Raw genomic sequence first — 17,762 nt, 5'->3', positions numbered from 1 at the left:
GTCACCCGCGCGCCGGCCGGATGTTCTGATTGGCGTGGAAGAAGTTCTCCGGGTCGTAGGTCCGCTTGATGCGGGCGAGTCTGTCGTAGTGGTCCCGGTACGTCGCCCGGACCCGTTCCTCGCCCTCGCCCGAGCCCATGAAGTTCACGTACGAGCCGCCCATCGAGTACGGGTGCAGCTCCTCCTGGTAGCCCACGCACCACTGCCTGATCGTCCCGGCGTTGGCCGGGTCGGGGTCGACGCCGGCGAAGACTCCGGACCAGAGCGCGTCCCGGTAGCTCCACGCGGTGTCGTCCGGGCCGACCCGGTGCGCGGCTCCGTCGATCGGGTAGAGGTGCATCAGCGAGAGCGGGGTGGGGATGTTCCGGCCGTACTCGAGGTGCACGTCCAGTGCGGCGTCGGGGATGTGGTCGAAGAAGTCGCCTCGCCAGTACCACTGGTAGCCGGTCGGGATCAGCTCGTCGAACATGCTCTGCAACGCGTCGTAGGGCATCGGCGTCGTGAAGTGGAAGGCGGGCCGGCCCGGTGCGCTCACCACCGACAGCGTCTCGTCGAGCCGGGCCGGATCGCTCGTGCAGCACCACACGATGGCGCACACCTTCCGCCCGTGGAGTTCCTCGGGGAAGGGCGGGCCGGGCGGGACGACGAGGACGGCGAAGAAGCCGTAGACGTCCTCGGGCGCAGCGGGGAGGAACTCGCGGTACCAGGCCAGCACTTCGCGCGTGCTCTCGACCGGCCAGACCGTCACCCCGGCCCCGACCGTGCCCACCGGGTGCAGCCGGTAGGTGAGGGAGGTCGCTATGCCGAAATTGCCGCCGCCGCCCCGCAGGGCCCAGAACAGATCCGCATGCTCGGTCTCGCTCGCGGTGACGAAACTGCCGTCCGCCAGCACCACGTCGGCGGCGATCAGGTTGTCCACGGTCAGCCCGTATCGACGGGTGAGGTAGCCGTGTCCGCCGCCGAGCGTCAGGCCCCCGACGCCCGTCATGGAGATGATGCCGGTGGGAGTGGCCAGGCCGAAGGCCTGGGTGGCGTGGTCGAGGTCGCCGAGGTGACTGCCGCCGCCGACCTCGGCGGTCCGCGCCTCGGGGTCGACCCGCACCCAGCGCATCGGCGACAGGTCGACCGTGACACCGTCGTCCACCAGGCAGAGGCCGGGGCCGCTGTGACCGCCGCCCCGCACCGCGAGTTCCAGGCCGTGGTCACGGACGTAGGTCACCGCGGCCATCACGTCGGCGGTGTCCGTGCACGGGACGAGAGCGGCGGGCCGCTTGTCGATCATCGCGTTGTAGATCTTGCGTGCCTGGTCGTAACCGGAGTCCGGCGGGCCGATCACCGGCCCCCTCAGCGCGGTCCGCATCTCTTCCAGGGTGGCTGTGTCCATGACGATCTCCCAGGAGGCGCGATCATGCCGACCCCACCAGCGTCCCGCCGACCACCGAGCCATGCACGTCCGCAGGATCCCTGCCGCCCAGTGAGTCCGCAGCTCCTAGTAACCGTATTCCGAAAATCCATCCGACCCGAAACTTTCAACGAAACTGGTCGATGCCGTGCTCTTGTGATTCTTGGGTAACGAGTCCTACGGTCCCGTAGCAAACGGTTACTGAAACACCGTTCCGTCCGTGGAGGACCGATGAGCACCATCCGCATGCAAGCCCTCGCCGGTACGGCCGCTGCCCTCTCCCTGTCCCTCGTCCTGGCAGCCTGCGGGGGCGGCGGCGACACGGCGGACAGGACGACCGAGGGGAAGGTGAGCCTTCAGTTCTGGAGCTGGACCGAGGGCATCGCGGACCAGGTCGCCGTGTGGAACAAGGAGCACCCCGACACCCAGGTGACGTACGTCAACGCGGCCGGTGACACCGTCTACCAGAAGCTGCGCGCCGCGATCACCTCGGGGAACGCGCCGTGCCTGTCGAAGATGGACGGGATGAACCTGGCGACCTTCGCCGCCGACGGCCTGCTCACCGACATCACGAAGACCGCGGCCCCCTACAAGTCCCGCTACACCGCCCCTGCTTGGAACGCGGTCAGCCCCGGCGGCGCCACCTACGGCATACCCGCCGGCTCCTCACCCCTGTTCACCGCCTACCGCGCCGACCTCTTCCGGAAGTACGGCATCGAGCAACCGAAGACCTGGGACGACGTCATCGCCGCCGGCAAGGCCGTGCGGCGCGAGGACAAGGACGTCAAGATCTTCAACATGGCAGGCGAGGACCCCTCCACCCTCGTGGACCTGTCCTGGCAGGCCGGAGCGCAGTGGTACGAGATCGACGGCGACCACTGGAAGATCGGCCTCACCTCGCCCGAGGCGCTTCGGGCCGCCGGCATCGTCCAGCAACTCGTGGACGACGGCCTCGCCTCCAACGCCTCCTACCAGGACCCGGGCGTCTTCAAGACCTGGGACCTCGGCCGGACGATCATGATGACGACGTCCACCTGGCAGCTGCCCATCTACGACACCAACTTCCCCAGATCGAGGGGCGAGTGGCAGCTCGCCGACGCGCCCCTCTTCGACCCCGCCGAACCGCGGACCTCCAGCAACTTCGACGTCACGGCCGTGCTCAAGGGCTGCAAGTACCCCGACCGCGCCGCCGAGTTCGCCGCCTGGCTGTCCAGCAGCGAGGAGTCGCTGACGGCTCTCACCGACCCGAAGTCCAAGTCGGGTCTGTTCCCTGCGGTCAAGGATGTCTCGCCGTACGTCGACAAGATCATTCCGAAGGAGATGTTCAACGGGAAGTCCGGCAGCGCGAAGGTCATCACCACGGCCGCCTCCCGTGTCGGCGGGCAGTGGCAGTACGGCCCGGACTACGCGGCCATGTACTCCGAGATGCAGAAGCAGTGGGGCCGGGTCATGAAGAGGCAGCTCACCGTCAAGGACATGCTGACCCACCTCCAGGACTGGGTCCTCGCCGACCTGAAGGCCAAGGGCGTCAAGGCCGTCGCCGCACACTGACCCTCCTCCGTACCGGGAGCCACGCGTGTCCACCCTGACGCGACCGCCGCAGGTCGCCCCCGCCCCGCCGGCCCGGCGGACCTCCCCCCGCCGGGCCGGGCGACGGGGAGCCCACAAGGGCGTGCTCTTCGCCCTGCCCTTCCTCGTGGGCTTCCTGTTCACCTACGTCCTGCCGATCGGTTACGCCTTCGGTCAGGCCCTGCACCGGAAGAAGACCAGCGGCATCGGATTCGGCCCGACCAGGATCGTCTTCACCGGCCTCGACAACTTCCGGGCCGTCCTCACCGACGGCGCCTTCTGGGCCGGGGTACTGCGCACCCTGCTCTTCGGCACCGCGCAGATCGCCGTCATGCTCGGCGTGGCGCTGCTGCTGGCCCTGCTCCTGGACGGCGTCGCGGCCCGGGCCGTGCGCTTCTTCCGGGCGGGCCTCCTCGTCCCGTACGTCATCCCGGGTGTCGTCTCCACGCTCATCTGGCTGTTCCTCTACAGCCCGACGGCCAGCCCGATCATGGACCTGGCCGACCGCACCGGCGCGCACTTCACCTTCTTCGGCGGCCTGAACACCTACCTCTCACTGGGCAATCTGCTGACCTGGCAGGGCATCGGCTTCAACATGATCCTCATCTCCGCCTCGCTGCAGGCGCTGCCCCGCGAGCTGTACGAGGCGGCCCGCCTGGACGGGGCGCGGGAGTGGCGGATCGCCTGGTCGGTCAAGGTGCCGAACATCACCGGCATCCTCGTACTGACCGGGATGTTCTCCCTCATCAGCCGGCTCCAGCTGTTCGCCGAGCCGCTGTTCCTGCGGTACGTCGCCCCGGAGTCGATCAGCACGGACTTCACCCCGATGCTGGAGATCTTCGACCGGGCGTTCAAGACCGGCGACTACCAGTACGCCGCGGCCGAGTCCCTGGTCCTCGCCGTCATCACCGGCATCCTCGCCTTCGTCTTCTACCGCGCCACGAACAGGAGGATGTCATGAGCGGTTCCGCGGCTCAGGCTCCCGCTCCGGGCGGCGGCGTACGCCCCACCCGTCGAGCGATCGCCCTGACCTCCGGCCTGCTGATCGTCTTCCTGCTCTACTCGCTGGCCCCCACCTGGTTCCTGCTGGTCGCCTCGACGAAGAACCAGTCGGACCTCTACTCCACGTTCGGCCTGTGGTTCTCCTCCAACCACCTCGCCGACAACATGCAGGCCATCTGGGAGTACCACGACGGAGTCTTCGGCCGCTGGCTCGTCAACTCGGTCTTCTACTCCACTGCCGGGGCGGCGGGTTCGACGCTGATCTCGCTCGCCGCCGGGTACGGACTCGCCAAGTACGGCTTCCGGGGGCGGGGTGCCCTGTTCGGGGTCATCGTCGGCGCCTCCCTGCTGCCGAGCACGCTGCTGGCGTTCCCCCTCTACCTCGTCTTCGCCGAGATCGGGCTCACCGACACCGTCTGGGCGGTCCTGATCCCGTACTTCATCAACCCGTTCGGGGTCTACCTGGGCAAGGTCTACGCCGACACCTCGGTGCCCGGGGAACTGCTGGAGGCGGCCCGCATCGACGGCGCCGGCGAGTTGAGGATCTTCCTCTCGGTAGCCCTGCGCCTGATGCGCACCGGAGGCGTCACGATCTTCATGCTCGACTTCATCAGCATCTGGAACAACTTCTTCCTGCCGCTGTTCATGCTCAACGGCGAACGCACCTTCCCCGTGACCCTCGGTCTCTTCTCCTGGGTCCAGCAGGCGCAGACCTCCCGGGACATGAACACCCTCGTCCTCACCGGATCACTGCTGTCGATCGTCCCGCTCGCCGTGTTCATGTTCGCGCTCCAGAAGTACTGGCGCAGCGGAATCCTCATGGGCAGCCTCAAGTAAGGAACCCCGATGCCCGACATCCCAAGACGCCGTGACGTGCTGAAGTACGCGGGAACGGCCGGCGCCACGGTCGCCGTCCTCGGTCTCCCGGCGGCACCGCAGGTCCTCGCCGCGACGACCGCGCAGCCCTCGGTCGAGCGCCCGCCCGCCCCGCTGGACGTCATCGTCTTCGGCGATCCGGACTCCGAGACCCGCCACCGGCTCACCGCCACCCTCTCCGACACGGTCACCGGCGGCCTCGGCCAGAGCGCCCGCGTCCTCAACCCGACGGCACCGCCCTCCTATTGGGGCGGCACGCTGAAGTTCGACATCGCCGTCAGCCCGGCCGGAACCACGTACGTCACCGTCCGCCTGTGGGGCGACGACCACGACGACACCTCCGACGAGGCCGCGGCCGGTACGAACATGTGGCGCCTCCAGCTGTTCTGCGAGGGCGAGCAGGTGGGCTACCAGGACCAGGGCGCCGTCGACAGCCTCGACATCCTCGACACCGCGCCCCGCACCCCGGGCCGCTTCTTCTTCCACACCCTGCCCCTGCCGGAGAAGATGACCGCCGGGAAGAAGAAGGTGACGCTGGAGATCCGATCGATGGGCCGCATCTGGTCCTACGGCCAGGACGCCTCCCAGCTCTACCGCACCATGACCACGCCGTCCCGCGGCATCTACCGCCTCTACACCCACACCGACCCCTGTTTCGTACCGCCCAAGGGCGAGGTCCAGGGCACCGCGCCCACGCCGACCGCCCGTACCGGCGGTGAGGAGGTCCTGGACGCGATCAGGGCGAGGGTGCGGAAGGACCAGCAGAACCTCCTCACCACCGCCAACCCGGCCACCCTGGACGGCTGGGCCATGCAGTCGCTGGCCGAGGGCTACCTGTGGTCCGGCAGCCCCGCCTACCAGAACCCGCAGGCTCTGGACCGGGTGCTGCAGGCCATCGACGGCCGCTACATGGCATGGAAGGCCGACAGGACCGTCCTCACCGGCTCCGACCAGCAGTGGCAGGGCTTCGGCCGGGTCGGGCTGGTGCTGGCCCTGCTGTGGGAGCACCTCGGCGACCGCCTCGGCACGCAGGTGACCGGTTCGCCGTACGCCCTCGCCAACCCCGGTTTCGAAGCGGGCGGCAGCGCCCCGCAGGCCTGGTCGGCACCCGCCTGGGCGCTGAGCGCGGACGCGACCTGGACCCGCGACACCACGGTCGCCCGCAGCGGATCGGCCTCCCTGAAGCTCACGGCCACCGCGTCCGACGGCAAGGTCTACGTCTACCCGGACGCGAAGACGAAGATCGGCTCGGGCACGTACACCTACGGCGCCTGGATCAGGACCGAGGGCGTCACGGGCGTCGGCGCCCACATCGACCCGCTGTTCTACGACGCGAGCGGCAAGCTGGTCGGCAGCGACCACAAGGTGTACGCGACCAAGGGCACCCACGACTGGGAGTTCGTCCAGTTCGTCTTCGACACCCCGGCCGGCGCGACCCAGATGCAGATGACCCTGCGCCTGAACGGCCCCGGCACCGCCTGGTTCGACGACGTCACCCTCGTCGCCCCCGCGCGCACGACCACTCCCGTGCCGCCGGTGCGCGAGGACGCCTACATCGACATGCTCAAGTCCAGCCGCGACTACTGGCGCCGGCACTTCCCGCACTACAGCAACCAGGCCCAGATCTGCGCCATCGGCCTCTACCAGGCCAACCGGGGGCTGAAGCTCCTCGCCCCGGACCTGGCCCTGCCGGAGGACAAGGCCCGCGACTACCTGTACCAGTCGATCGGCATGGTTCCCTACCTTGGCCCCGAGGGCGCGGACGGCAAGCCCACCAAGCCCCTCGGCGACGGCTACTTCCAGGTCACCAAGGCCGGCCTGACCCGCGAACTCGGCTACGTCGGCAGCTACGGCGAGGTCGTCGACTGGCTGGTCATGATGTACGAGTCGGTCACACGCGGCCACCAGGGCCAGGAAGCGCCCGAACTGCGGGACCAGATGGTCATGATGACCAAGGCACGCGGGAGGTTCCGTGTGATCGACGTCGACAAGGACCACCACCGGATCTCCCGCATCGAGACCGTCATCGGCTGGCGCAACGAGGTCTACCCCGGCGAGACCGCCTACGCCTCCCGCACCGCCTGGGACTCCAACCCCGTCATGTCGGCAGCCGTGTTCAAGGACCCCGAGATCGTCGGCTGGACGCAGGAGATGATCGCCGACGGCCAGCTCTACCCCCAGCTGAACCTGCAGGCCACCCACCCCTGGACCCGCGTCGGCCTGAACGCGCTGCGGTTCCTCTCCCGCGACTGGCCGGACTTCCGGTCCCTGGCCTCCCGCCCGGGCCGCATACCCACCGGCTCGGACCAGCCCGACTTCGTCCTCACCGACGAGGAGAACGGCTGCGTGGCCGTCAAGAACGGCGACGAACTCCTCTTCGCCTCTCTCTACTTCCGCTCCCGCCAGGGCGTCAACAACTACGCCCGCATCCACCACATCACCCCGATGGAACAGCGCTCGGCCACGATCCGGGAGCGCTCGGGCGGCACCACCGACCAGACCTTCACCGCCCGGGACTGGGTCCTGTGGGACTACGCCATCAACGACCCCGGCGCCGGGCACATCCCGCCCGGTGGTTTCCCGCCGCCCGGAGACACCCTCCACCAGGCGCTGGAGGGAGACGTCTACCGCCTCGCCCCGGTCCCCGACGACGTCCCCGACCCCACGCTCGGCGTCCACTTCGACGGCGTGGAGACCATGCTGGTCGGCCGCGCGCCCTTCTACCTCTGCGAGTACGGCGACTACCTCGTCGCCATGAACACCAGCACGGACCGGACGTACACCCTGCCCGCCCGGCACGACTTCGGGCCGGCCCGGGACCTCGCCACCGGCCGGAAGGTCGGCCCGGGGCTACGGCCGAAGCTGCGGCCGGGCACCACGCTCGTGCTGTACCGCGGCGCGTGACGGAAGGTATGCGCTCGGCCCGCATCCGCCTCTTCCACGCCCGGCTCGGTGCCGCCGACGCCCCCGCCGTGCTGCTGGTGCACGGCTGGGGCGGCGACGGCCGGGAGTGGTCCCCGCACGCCGAGGCCCTGGCCGGCCGCTTCCGGGTGATCGTGCCCGACCTGCGCGGGCACGGCCGCTCGCCGGTGCCGGACGAGGGCAACACCCCGGTGGAGATGGCGGACGACCTGGCCGCGCTGCTGGACGGGCCGGTGGTGGCAGTGGGCCACTCCATGGGCGGGCAGGTCGTCAACCTGCTCGCCGTACGGCATCCGCACCTCGTCCGCTCGGTCGTCGCCCTCGACCCGGCCCACGGCGCCCACGGCACCGAGGTGGCGGACATCCCCGCCCGGCTCGCCGGCTATCGGGCGGACGGCGCCCGCGCCGCGGCGGCCTTCGTCGCGGCCGCGTTCGGCCCGAGCGCCCCCGCCGGACTGCGCACCGCCCATGTCCGCACCATGCTCGGCACCCCGGACCACGTCATCGCCCAGTCCTACGCCGGCATGTACACCGACCCGGGCGCGGTCGGTGTCCGCCCGCACAGCGAGCGGTACCTGCGCCTCCGCACCAGGCCCGCCCTCACCGTCTGGACCTCGGCGGAGGCGGCCGACTGGGAAAGGGGCACCCTTCTCGTGCCCGGCTCCCGCGTCGACCACTGGCCGGACAGCGGGCACTACCTGCACGAGGAGCACGTCGCACGGACGGTCCGGCTGCTGCGCGCCTGGGCGGACCCGGAGAAACCTGATGGCGGTCGGCGCCGAGGCGTGTGACGGTACGGTCCATGGGCAACTCCACGGCGTACCCCGTTCTGCGCACCGACGACGCGAGGCTGGCATACACGCAGGCCAGGCATCTGTGCGCGCTGCTGGAACGGGAGGACGAGGTCTGGCTCACCGCCGAGCTGCGCACGGCCGGGGAAGTGCGGCGGATGGCCGCCCTTCTTCCCGGCGGGACCTTCGAGCACGTCAGAACCCGCACCGATCCGGTGACCGGCCGGCATGCCGAGTTCGACCTCGACGTGACGACGGCGGACGACGCGGCTCTGGAGGCGCACCTGCCGCTCGACATCATCGGGGAGGTTCCGGCGGGGAACGTCGTGGCGCGCTTCGCGACGGCCCTCGGCCGGGGCGCTGCCGCCATCGAGTGGCACGGCAGATGGCCGGACGAACCGGCGGCGGGCCGCTGCGGATCACCCCCGTACGACGGGGTCCAGGTCGCCTTCCACGGTGACCGGGCCCAGCGGGGCCGCTGGACCGAGGAGCACACCGTCTTCGTGCACGTGACCAAGTACGGTGACCTGTCCCGCGCCCGGAAACTCGCCGCGCACATCGGCAGCGAGGTCCTGGGCGAACCGCAACTCGGGTGGTGATCGCGGGGGTCAGGCGAGGGTGACCTCCACCGGCAGCTTCTTGATGCCGTTGACGAAGTTGGAGCGCACCCGGGGCACATCACCGGTCAGGCGGATGTCCGCCAGGCGCGGGATCAACTCCTCGAACATGATGCGGATCTCGGTGCGGGCGAGCAGGTTGCCCAGGCACAGATGGGGGCTGCCCTTGCCGAAGGTGACGTGGTCGTTGTCGCGGCGGGCGACGTCGAAGTCGTAGGGGTTGCCGAAGACCTCCTCGTCGCGGTTGCCGGAGGCGAACCACATCACGACCTTGTCGCCCTCCTTCACCCGCTTGCCGCCCAGCTCCACATCGCGCGTGGCGGTGCGGCGGAAGTGGTAGACCGGGGAGGCCCAGCGCAGGAACTCCTCGACCGCGACCGGGATCAGCGAGGGGTCCTCCCGGAGGCGGGCCAGCTGCTCGGGGTGCTGGAGGAGGGCCAGCATCGAGTGGGAGATGGTGTGCCGGGTGGTCTCGTTGCCGGCGACGACCAGCAGCAGGAAGTAGTTGTCGAAGTCCTGCGGGGAGAGCGGGACGCCGTCGCGGGGCGTGGTGTTGACCAGGCGGGAGACCAGGTCCGTGCCGTCACCGCCCCGGCGCTGCCGGGCCAGCTCCCGGCCGTACTCGAAGACCTCCAGCGAGGCGGGGGAGCGGAAGGGCAGGTCGCGGTAGCGCTCGCTCTCCTCGCTGTGCAGCAGGACGTCCGCGTAGTCGGGGTCGGTGTGGCCGATGATGCGGTTTCCCCAGTCGATGAGCCGCTGGTTGTCCTCCGGCGGCACGTCCAGCAGCCGGGCGAGCACGTTGATGGGGAAGTCCGCCGAGACGTCCTCGACGAAGTCGAAGCGGCCCTTGGCGAGGGCGGCGTCGAGGGTCTTCGCGGTCAGCCCGCGCAGGAAGTCGGTGTAACCGCCGATCACGTTCGCGCCGAACTGCCGCTGGATCAGGCTGCGCAGGGCGCGGTGCCGCACCCCGTCCAGTTCCAGGATCGAGGCGCGCTTCTTGATCTGGTCGTCGTCGACCTCTTCGAGGTTGACGAACCTCGTCGACGTGAACGTCTCCGCGTCGCGATCGACCCGCACGATGTCCTCGTGCCGGGTCAGCGCCCAGAAGCCGGAGTTGGGCGCCTCCTCGGGCTGCCAGTGCACCGGGTCCTCGTGGCGCAGGGTGTGGAACATCCGCCACGGCGTGACACCGTCGGTGAAGCGGTCCAGGTCGGCGAGGTTCACCTCGGCCAGGGGCAGTGGCTCGCGCACGGCGTCGGTCGGGGTCTCGGTCGTCATCGGCATGCTCCTCGGCGTCACAGGTGGTAGGCGTACTCGGTGAACTCCCAGTCCGTGACGTGCCGGTGGAAGCGTTCGACCTCGTCGCGCTTGTAGGTGAGGAAGGACGTGGTGAATCCCTTGCCGAGCAGGTCGGTCAGGGCGGTGTCCGCCTCCAGCGCGTCCAGCGCGGCGGACAGGGTCTGCGGCAGGACGGCGGAGCGGGCGGTGTCGTAGCCGTAGCCCTCCAGCGGGGCGGGCGGCTCCTCGCCGGCCAGCACGCCCAGCAGCGCGGCCGCGACCGTCCCGGCGATGGCCAGATAGGGGTTGGCGCTCGCGTCGCCGAGGCGCAGTTCGAGCCGGGCGCCGGTGCCGCGCTCGGGCGGGATGCGCACCATGGCGCTGCGGTTGTCCAGCCCCCAGTCGATCAGCCAGGGCGCGAGGGTGTCCGGGCCGAAGCGTTTGTACGAGTTGACCGTGGGGTTGAGCAGCGCGGCCAGAGCGGGCGCGTGGGCGAGGACGCCGGCGACGGCGTGCCGGGCGGTGGCGGACAGGCCGTACGCGCCCGACGGGTCGTCGAAGGTGTTGCGGCCCTCCTCGTCGTCACAGGAGAGGTGGAGGTGGAAGCCGGAGCCGCCCGCGTCGTTGAACGGCTTGGCCATGAAGGTGGCCAGCCGGCCCTCCTTGCGGGCCAGTTCCTTGATGGCGGCCTTGAAGCGGAAGGAGCGGTCGGCGGCCGACACGGCCTCCGAGTGGGCCAGGTTGATCTCGATCTGGCCGCCGTCGAACTCGTGGTTGCCGCTGATCGCCCCGACTTTCAGATCGCGCACATGGCGCAGGGTGCGCAGCAGGTGGTTGTCCGGGTCGGCGCGCAGGCCGGCGGTGTAGACGACCCCGGGATCGGGTGCGTAGCGGCGCCAGCCGCCCGACGGGTCCGGCTCGCACAGGAAGTACTCCAGCTCGGGTCCGACCACCGGCCGCAGCCCGTGGTCGGCACACCGGGCGAGGACGGACCGCAGCAGGTCGCGGGGCGATTCGGGCGCGGGCGCGCCGGTCGCCGGGTCGACGACCTCGCCCAGGCAGGCGGCCACCCCCGGCTCCCAGGGCAGGGGCACCAACGTGTCGAGGTCCGGCCGGACGCAGATGTCCGGCAGCCCCGCGTCCAGCCCGCCGCTGACCGGGACCACGTCCCCCTGCGGGCTGGTGTGGTAGACGGCCCGGCAGAACGCCAGGCCGTGCTCACAGGCCCGGGGCAGCTCCTCGAGCAGCACGTCACGCGCCCGGTCGGTGCCGATCAGGTCGGGATAGGTCACCCGGACCACGTCGATGCCGTCGGCGGCGAGCCGGTCCATGTGGCGGCGGACTTCTTGGGAATCGTGAGCGCTCACCGTTGTCTCCTCGGGCGGACGTCGGGACACCTCCGGGACACGGGGCCGGGGAGGCGGGTGGCGTGAGAGCGAGCCTCCGGGCGCGGCGGAGCCACGACCGCCCGGTGCTTGTTTGATGCCAAACGGTAGGGGTGGGTGCGGGGCCCCGCAAGAGGGCCGGGGCAAGAATTTATCCATCCGGATAGCTCTTGACCAGACCCCTGCCCCTGCCTACCTTGTTTGAAGCCAAACGAGTTCGGGGTGCGTTCGACCGCATCCCGTTGGCCGGGGCCCGGCCCTTTCCGGCCGGGCCCCTCTTTTCCTTCCGCTTCGACGCCCTCACATTCAGGAGGACCGGCCATGAAGGTCGTCGTCGACATGAACAAGTGCCAGGACCACGGCCAGTGCGTCTTCTCGGCCCCGGACGTCTTCCGGATGGACGAGGACGGTCGCCTGGCCTACGTCCCCGACCCCGACGACGCCCTGCGCGACGAGGTCGAGGAGGCAGCGGACGTCTGCCCGCTGCAGGCCATTCGGATCGAGGACTGACATGAGCGGGCGCATCGTCGTCGCCGGCGCCTCCCTCGGCGGACTGCGCGCCGCCGAGCAGCTGCGCGCCGCGGGCTGGACCGGCGGCATCACGGTGATCGGCGACGAGCCGCACCCGCCGTACAACCGGCCCCCGCTGTCCAAGGAGGTCCTCGCGGGCAAGGCGGCCTTCGACTCCCTGGCCTTCACGCCGAAGGCCTCCGCGACGGATGTGGAGTGGCGGCTCGGCACGAGAATCGTCTCCGCCCGGCTCGCCGGGCGGACCGTCGCGCTCGACGACGGCTCCGTGCTCTCCTACGACGGTCTGGTCGTCGCCACCGGGATGCGACCCCGGCGGCTGCGGTGCCCCGGGCCCCTCGCCGGCCGCCACACGGTCCGGACCATCGACGACGCCCAGGTGCTGCGGGACGAGCTGACCCGGCCCGGCGCACGGGTCGTCGTGGTCGGCGCCGGGTTCATCGGCTGCGAGGTGGCCGCCACGGCGGTCGGGCTCGGTGCGGCCGAGGTGACCGTGATCGACCCGCTGCCCTTGCCGATGATCGGGCCGCTCGGGGAACCGCTCGCACGGGAACTGCGCGGACGGCACGAGCAGCGTGGGGTTCGCTTCGTGCTCGGTGCGGGTGTGGCCGGGTTCGAGGGCGGGGACCACGTCACCGGTGTCGTGCTCGGTGACGGGTCCGTCCTGCCCGCCGATGTGGTGGTGGAGTCCGTGGGATCGGTCGCCAACACCGAGTGGCTGGAGGGCAACGGGCTCGACCTGAGCGACGGCGTGCTCACCGACGAGCACCTGCGCGCCGGCGGCCGGCCCGACGTCGTCGCGGTCGGCGATGTCGCCCGCTTCCCCAACGCCCGCTACGACGGTGTGCCCCGGCGGGTCGAGCACTGGTCCGTGCCGACCGACTCGGCCAAGCACGCGGCGAAGGTGCTGGTGGGTGACCAAGCCGGTCTGCCGTCCTTCGCGCCGCTGCCCACCTTCTGGAGCGACCAGCACGACTTCCGGTTGCAGTCCTTCGGGGCGCCCGGCCTGGGCCTCGGCGACGTCCGGGTCCTGGACGGCGACCTCTGCGGGGACGTGCTGGTCGGTTATCACCGCGACGGGCTGCTCGTCGGTGTCGTCGCCCTCGGTGGGCCCACCGCGGCGCGGGCCGCCGCCCGATATCGCGCCGATCTGCTGAAGCAGTCCGCCCTCACTGCGCAAGGAGCCCTCTCGTGACCGGACTTCGTGGTTACTTCCACCCCAAGACGGCGACGGGCGCGTCGTCGCTGATCCCCTCTCCGCCCTGGCGGTACTCCGGAGACCTGCTCACCGTCGAGTACCGGACGGATCCCGCACGCGTGCGCGAACTGCTGCCCGAGCCCTTGGAGCTGGCGGAGGAGGATCCGGGGGCCGTCGCCCTGATCTGGGCCGACTGGCAGTCGTGCTCGGCGTCGGGGGAGGAGCTGCTGGATCCCGTGCGGGCGCAGTACAAGGAGGCGTTCGCGGTGGTGCGGTGCCGGTTCCGGGGGCGGACGTACTCGCGGTGCGTCTACATCTGGGTGGACAAGGACTTCGCCATCGCGCGGGGGCTGCACCAGGGCTATCCGAAGAAGCTCGGCTCCCTTCACCAGACGCGGCCGCATCCCTACGGGCCCGCTCCGCGGATCGAGGCGGGGGCGCGGTTCGGGGCGACCCTGGCGGCCGCGGACCGGCGTCTCGCGCAGGCCGTGGTGACGCTGCGGGAGCCGTCCGAGAGCGGTGGGTTCGTCAACGCGCATCCCATGGCGCATCACCGGTGGCTCCCGTCGGTCGAGAAGGACAAGGGGCTTGCTCTCGATGAGCTGATCGAGTCCGGGGCCGCGTCCTTCGAGGGTGGTCAACCGTGGCTGGGCGATGCGGAGTTGGAGTTGTTCGAGGCGCCGACGGAGGAGTTGGCGCGGCTGGAGGTGCGGGAGCCGATCGCCGCGTACTACCGGCAGGTCGGGGTGGTCTGGGACGGGGGGCGGCTGCTGGAGAGTGGTACGTCCGGAGCGTCTGCCGAGTGAGGTCTGTGGGTGGGTGCGGGTTGTGTGTGGCTTGTCGCGCAGTTCCCCGCGCCCCTAGGTGAGTGCGATTCCCCTCGTTTGAACGGAACTCTTCTTATGCCTGACACCATCACCGTCGCCGGTGTTTCCGTCGATACCCGACACTGGATCGGCGGTCGGCGCGTTGCCTCCGCCCGTACTTTCCCCGACCATTCGCCCATCGACGGCAGCGCGCTCGGCGAGATCGCCCGGGGCGGGCCCGCCGAGGCCGAAGCCGCTGTTGCCGCCGCCCGGGACGCATTCCCCGGCTGGGCCGCAACCCCCCGCGCCGAACGCGCCCGCATCCTGCACGCCATCGCCGACGGTGTCGAGAAGCGGATCGAAGAGCTGGCGATCGTCGAGACCACGGACAACGGCGCCCTGCTCCGTTCCCACCGGCGGGGCGTCATGCCCCGGGTCGCCCACAACTTCCGGTTCTTCGCCGACTGGCTGCTCGGACTCGGTCACGAGGACTTCGACACGCGCGGTCACACCAACCACGTCAGCTGGGACCCGGCCGGGCCCTGCGTGCTGATCACACCGTGGAACGCGCCCCTGATGCTGGCCACCTGGAAGGTCGCCCCGGCCTTCGCCGCAGGGGACACCGTGGTCCTCAAGCCCGCGGAGTGGTCGCCGCTGACCGCCTCCCTGCTGGCCGACATCGCCGCGGAGGCCGGGCTGCCCGCCGGAGTCCTCAACGTCGTCCAGGGGTACGGCTCCGAGATCGGCGACGCGCTCACCTCCCACCCCGACGTGCGCCGCGTCAGCTTCACCGGGTCGGTGCCGACGGCCAAGCGGATCGCGGAGTCCGCCGCAGTGAATCTCACGCCTCTGAGTCTCGAACTCGGCGGCAAGTCGCCCCTGTTGGTCTTCGCCGACGCAGACCTCGACCTGGCCGTCGACCTCGCCGTGGAGCAGTACGACAACGCCGGGCAGGTCTGCCTGGCGGCCACCCGGCTGCTCGTCGAGGAGCCGGTCGCCGAGGAGTTCACCCGCCGGTTCGTCGAGAAGGCGGCAGCCCTGCGGCAGGGCGACCCGCGTGACGAGAGCACCGACCTCGGCCCCAACATCCACCCCCGCCAGCTGGAGAAGATCGACGGCTTCGTGCAGCGGGCCCTCGCGACGGGGGCGCGGGCGGTCATCGGCGGGCATCGCAAGGACGGGCAGTACTACGCCCCGACCCTGCTCACCGACGTGGCCCAGGACTCGGAGATCGTGCAGGAAGAGGTCTTCGGGCCGGTCCTGACCCTCCAGACCTTCGCCGGCGAGGACGAGGCAGTACGGCTCGCCAATGACACCCGGTTCGGGCTGGCCGCCACCGTCGCGACCGGCGACCGGGAGCGGGCCGAGCGGGTCACGGCCCGGCTCGTCGCCGGCACGGTCTGGGTCAACTGCTTCTTCGTGCGCGACCTCCAGGCACCCTTCGGCGGCTCCCGGCAGTCCGGGGTCGGCCGCGAGGGCGGTACCTGGAGCTTCGACTTCTACTGCGACCTGAAGAACACCGTCACCGCCCCGAAGGGATGGAACCGGAACCATGGGTGAGATCGTCGGGGCCGGGCTGCTCGCCCACGTGCCCACCATCGTGCTGCCCGAGGCAGACCGGCTGGAGCTCAACGAGGGCAAGGAGATCACCCTCGTCACCGGGCTGCGGGAACTGCGCCGGGACGTCTTCGAGCGGGATGCCGCCGACGATTACGACACCGTCGTCGTCCTGGACTCGCACTGGGCGACCACCGTCGAGTTCGTCGTGACCGCGCAAGCGCGCAGGGCGGGGCTCTTCACCTCCGAGGAACTGCCGCGCGGCATGTGCAGGATGCCGTACGACTTCCCAGGCGACCCCGAACTCGCCCACAACGTTGCCGCTTTCGCCGACAAGCACGGCACCTGGATCACGCCGATCGACGACGAGTACCTGCCGATCTACTACGCCACCCTCAACCTCTGGAAGTACCTGGGGGAGGGCCTGCCCGACAAGCGGTGGGTCACCATCGGGGTCTGCCAGACCGGAGACATGGAGGATCATCTGCGGCTCGGACGGGCCCTCGCCGACGGGATCGCCGCGACCCCCGGCCGACGGGTCCTGGTCATCGCCTCCGGCGCCCTGTCGCACACGTTCTGGCCGCTGCGCGAACTGCGCGACCACGAGGCGAGCGACCCGGTGCACATCCGCACCCCCGAGGCCCGTGCAGCGGACTACGAGCGCATCGCCTGGTTCAAGGAGGGCCGTCACGACAAGGTCCTCGACACGATGGACGCATTCTGGAAGCTCAAGCCCGAGGCGAAGTTCTTCCACTACCTGATGATGGCCGGTGCCCTCGGCGAGCGGCGCTGCGTCGCCCGGGCCCGTCAGTACGGCGACTACGAGAACTCCGTCGGCACCGGCCAGGCCCACCTCTGGTTCGACCGCCCCGCCGGCGGCTGGACCGCAGACCACCCCACCGCGCAGGAGTCCGCCCATGCCTGAGTACCGCCGCATCCTCCTCGACGGCGCCTCCGTCCAGGTCACCGTCGACGGTGACGAACTCGTCGCCGGGGACGGCCGCCGGGTGAAGGCCGGCGACGCGCGGCATCTGCCGCCCGTCCTTCCGTCCAAGGTCATCGCCGTTCACCTCAACCACCGCAGCCGGGTGGACGAGTTCGGCATAGGGCTTCCCGGCACCCCCACCTACTTCCACAAGCCGACCTCCGCCCTCAACGCCCACCAGGGCGCCGTCGTCCGCCCCGAGGGCTGCAAGTGGCTCAACTACGAGGGCGAGGTCGCCATCGTCATCGGGAAGACCGCGCGGAACATCGCGCCGGCCGACGCGGGGGAGTACATCGCCGGGTACACCGTCGCCAACGACTACGGGCTGCACGACTTCCGCGACACCGACGCCGGGTCCATGCTCCGCGTGAAGGGCTCCGACACCCTCTGCCCGCTCGGCCCCGGACTGGTCACCGACTGGGACTTCCACGGCAAGCGGCTGCGGACGTACGTCAACGGGGAGGTGGTGCAGGACGGCTCGACCGACGAGATGACCTGGGACATGCACTACCTCGTGGCCGACATCGCCCGCACCATCACCCTGTGCCCCGGGGACGTCCTGCTGTCCGGCACGCCCGCCAACTCGCGGCCCGTCCAGCCGGGCGACGTGGTGGAGGTGGAGGTCGAGGGCCTCGGGCGGCTCACCAACCACATCGTCACCGGGCCGACCGCCATCCGCACGGATGTGGGCGCCCAGCCCACTGAATCGGAGGAGGTCCTCTCGACCGCCCTCGGCGGCGACTGGGAGTTCCGTGGCATCCGGCCGCCGCGCCGCTGACGCAGACTCCGGGAGCCCTGGTGCCGACGTGCTCCCCGGCCGGCCCCTCGTCGGGCAGGACCACCCCG

15 protein-coding genes are annotated in these 17,762 nt (G+C 70.5%); 12 read left to right on the top strand and 3 right to left on the bottom strand.

Translation table 11 applies throughout. The features are described 5' to 3' along the window. Nucleotide 1 precedes the first annotated feature (1 nt). Nucleotides 2–1,384 (bottom strand): FAD-binding oxidoreductase, encoded by a 1,383-nt coding sequence (locus tag ABTX60_RS21330; RefSeq protein WP_352098573.1) that lies wholly within the window; start codon nt 1,382–1,384, stop codon nt 2–4. A 249-nt stretch (nt 1,385–1,633) separates the two neighbouring features. Between ABTX60_RS21330 and ABTX60_RS21325 the strand changes: the two genes are divergently transcribed. From ABTX60_RS21325 to ABTX60_RS21300, 6 genes are read left to right on the top strand one after another with little or no spacing between them, the layout of a single operon-like run. After that, nucleotides 1,634–2,953 (top strand): ABC transporter substrate-binding protein, encoded by a 1,320-nt coding sequence (locus ABTX60_RS21325; RefSeq protein ID WP_352098572.1) that lies wholly within the window; start codon nt 1,634–1,636, stop codon nt 2,951–2,953. Between the two features lie 25 nt (nt 2,954–2,978). Further along, nucleotides 2,979–3,932 carry a carbohydrate ABC transporter permease gene (locus ABTX60_RS21320; protein ID WP_352098571.1) on the top strand — a complete coding sequence of 318 codons (954 nt, stop codon included), beginning with the start codon at nt 2,979–2,981 and terminating at the stop codon, nt 3,930–3,932. Continuing rightward, on the top strand, nt 3,929–4,810 hold the full coding sequence (locus tag ABTX60_RS21315; protein ID WP_352098570.1) for a carbohydrate ABC transporter permease: 882 nt from the start codon (nt 3,929–3,931) through the stop codon (nt 4,808–4,810). The genes ABTX60_RS21320 and ABTX60_RS21315 overlap by 4 nt, the downstream gene beginning before the upstream one ends. Before the next feature lie 9 nt (nt 4,811–4,819). Continuing rightward, nucleotides 4,820–7,753, top strand: coding sequence for a Tat pathway signal sequence domain protein (locus ABTX60_RS21310; protein WP_352098569.1), 2,934 nt, complete (start codon nt 4,820–4,822; stop codon nt 7,751–7,753). Nucleotides 7,754–7,761: 8 nt separating this feature from the next. Next, nucleotides 7,762–8,562, top strand: a complete 801-nt coding sequence (locus ABTX60_RS21305; protein ID WP_352098703.1) for an alpha/beta fold hydrolase — start codon at nt 7,762–7,764, stop codon at nt 8,560–8,562. Between the two features lie 11 nt (nt 8,563–8,573). Continuing rightward, nucleotides 8,574–9,161, top strand: a complete 588-nt coding sequence (locus ABTX60_RS21300) for a hypothetical protein (RefSeq protein WP_352098568.1) — start codon at nt 8,574–8,576, stop codon at nt 9,159–9,161. A 9-nt stretch (nt 9,162–9,170) separates the two neighbouring features. On the opposite strand, the gene ABTX60_RS21295 is transcribed toward ABTX60_RS21300, so the two are convergent. Next, nucleotides 9,171–10,457 carry a cytochrome P450 gene (locus tag ABTX60_RS21295; RefSeq protein WP_502992361.1) on the bottom strand — a complete coding sequence of 429 codons (1,287 nt, stop codon included), beginning with the start codon at nt 10,455–10,457 and terminating at the stop codon, nt 9,171–9,173. Between the two features lie 17 nt (nt 10,458–10,474). After that, nucleotides 10,475–11,824, bottom strand: coding sequence for a glutamine synthetase family protein (locus ABTX60_RS21290; protein WP_352098566.1), 1,350 nt, complete (start codon nt 11,822–11,824; stop codon nt 10,475–10,477). A 339-nt stretch (nt 11,825–12,163) separates the two neighbouring features. Between ABTX60_RS21290 and ABTX60_RS21285 the strand changes: the two genes are divergently transcribed. From ABTX60_RS21285 to ABTX60_RS21260, 6 genes are all read left to right on the top strand, one after another. After that, a complete protein-coding gene (locus tag ABTX60_RS21285) occupies nt 12,164–12,352 on the top strand; it encodes a ferredoxin (RefSeq protein ID WP_352098565.1) in 189 nt (62 codons plus the stop codon). Between the two features lies 1 nt (nt 12,353). Then, the gene (locus ABTX60_RS21280; RefSeq protein WP_352098564.1) at nt 12,354–13,565 is read left to right on the top strand and encodes an NAD(P)/FAD-dependent oxidoreductase; all 1,212 of its coding nucleotides are present in this window, start codon (nt 12,354–12,356) and stop codon (nt 13,563–13,565) included. Continuing rightward, nucleotides 13,562–14,374 (top strand): acetoacetate decarboxylase family protein, encoded by an 813-nt coding sequence (locus ABTX60_RS21275; protein ID WP_352098563.1) that lies wholly within the window; start codon nt 13,562–13,564, stop codon nt 14,372–14,374. The genes ABTX60_RS21280 and ABTX60_RS21275 overlap by 4 nt, the downstream gene beginning before the upstream one ends. 96 nt (nt 14,375–14,470) lie before the next feature. Beyond that, on the top strand, nt 14,471–15,934 hold the full coding sequence (locus ABTX60_RS21270) for an aldehyde dehydrogenase (RefSeq protein ID WP_352098562.1): 1,464 nt from the start codon (nt 14,471–14,473) through the stop codon (nt 15,932–15,934). Beyond that, nucleotides 15,927–16,856, top strand: a complete 930-nt coding sequence (locus ABTX60_RS21265; RefSeq protein ID WP_352098561.1) for a 3,4-dihydroxyphenylacetate 2,3-dioxygenase — start codon at nt 15,927–15,929, stop codon at nt 16,854–16,856. Before ABTX60_RS21270 ends, ABTX60_RS21265 begins: the two co-directional genes overlap by 8 nt. Then, nucleotides 16,849–17,694: a fumarylacetoacetate hydrolase family protein gene (locus ABTX60_RS21260; RefSeq protein WP_352098560.1), complete on the top strand. Its 846-nt coding sequence runs from the start codon at nt 16,849–16,851 to the stop codon at nt 17,692–17,694. Before ABTX60_RS21265 ends, ABTX60_RS21260 begins: the two co-directional genes overlap by 8 nt. Nucleotides 17,695–17,762: the final 68 nt, after the last annotated feature.

The sequence above is a fragment of the Streptomyces sp. NPDC126510 genome (genome assembly GCF_040302345.1).
Classification (GTDB): domain Bacteria; phylum Actinomycetota; class Actinomycetes; order Streptomycetales; family Streptomycetaceae; genus Streptomyces.
Note: the sequence above shows the minus strand (reverse complement) of the source record. Positions and strands in the feature narration are given on the sequence as shown.

What these genes read in the sequence shown, in the direction of transcription:
- ABTX60_RS21330 (WP_352098573.1), bottom strand. Translation starts at nt 1,384, where the DNA reads ATGGACACAGCCACCCTGGAAGAGATGCGGACCGCGCTGAGGGGGCCG.
- ABTX60_RS21325 (WP_352098572.1), top strand. Translation starts at nt 1,634, where the DNA reads ATGAGCACCATCCGCATGCAAGCCCTCGCCGGTACGGCCGCTGCCCTC.
- ABTX60_RS21315 (WP_352098570.1), top strand. Translation starts at nt 3,929, where the DNA reads ATGAGCGGTTCCGCGGCTCAGGCTCCCGCTCCGGGCGGCGGCGTACGC.
- ABTX60_RS21310 (WP_352098569.1), top strand. Translation starts at nt 4,820, where the DNA reads ATGCCCGACATCCCAAGACGCCGTGACGTGCTGAAGTACGCGGGAACG.
- ABTX60_RS21305 (WP_352098703.1), top strand. Translation starts at nt 7,762, where the DNA reads ATGCGCTCGGCCCGCATCCGCCTCTTCCACGCCCGGCTCGGTGCCGCC.
- ABTX60_RS21300 (WP_352098568.1), top strand. Translation starts at nt 8,574, where the DNA reads ATGGGCAACTCCACGGCGTACCCCGTTCTGCGCACCGACGACGCGAGG.
- ABTX60_RS21295 (WP_502992361.1), bottom strand. Translation starts at nt 10,457, where the DNA reads ATGACGACCGAGACCCCGACCGACGCCGTGCGCGAGCCACTGCCCCTG.
- ABTX60_RS21285 (WP_352098565.1), top strand. Translation starts at nt 12,164, where the DNA reads ATGAAGGTCGTCGTCGACATGAACAAGTGCCAGGACCACGGCCAGTGC.
- ABTX60_RS21280 (WP_352098564.1), top strand. Translation starts at nt 12,354, where the DNA reads ATGAGCGGGCGCATCGTCGTCGCCGGCGCCTCCCTCGGCGGACTGCGC.
- ABTX60_RS21270 (WP_352098562.1), top strand. Translation starts at nt 14,471, where the DNA reads ATGCCTGACACCATCACCGTCGCCGGTGTTTCCGTCGATACCCGACAC.
- ABTX60_RS21265 (WP_352098561.1), top strand. Translation starts at nt 15,927, where the DNA reads ATGGGTGAGATCGTCGGGGCCGGGCTGCTCGCCCACGTGCCCACCATC.
- ABTX60_RS21260 (WP_352098560.1), top strand. Translation starts at nt 16,849, where the DNA reads ATGCCTGAGTACCGCCGCATCCTCCTCGACGGCGCCTCCGTCCAGGTC.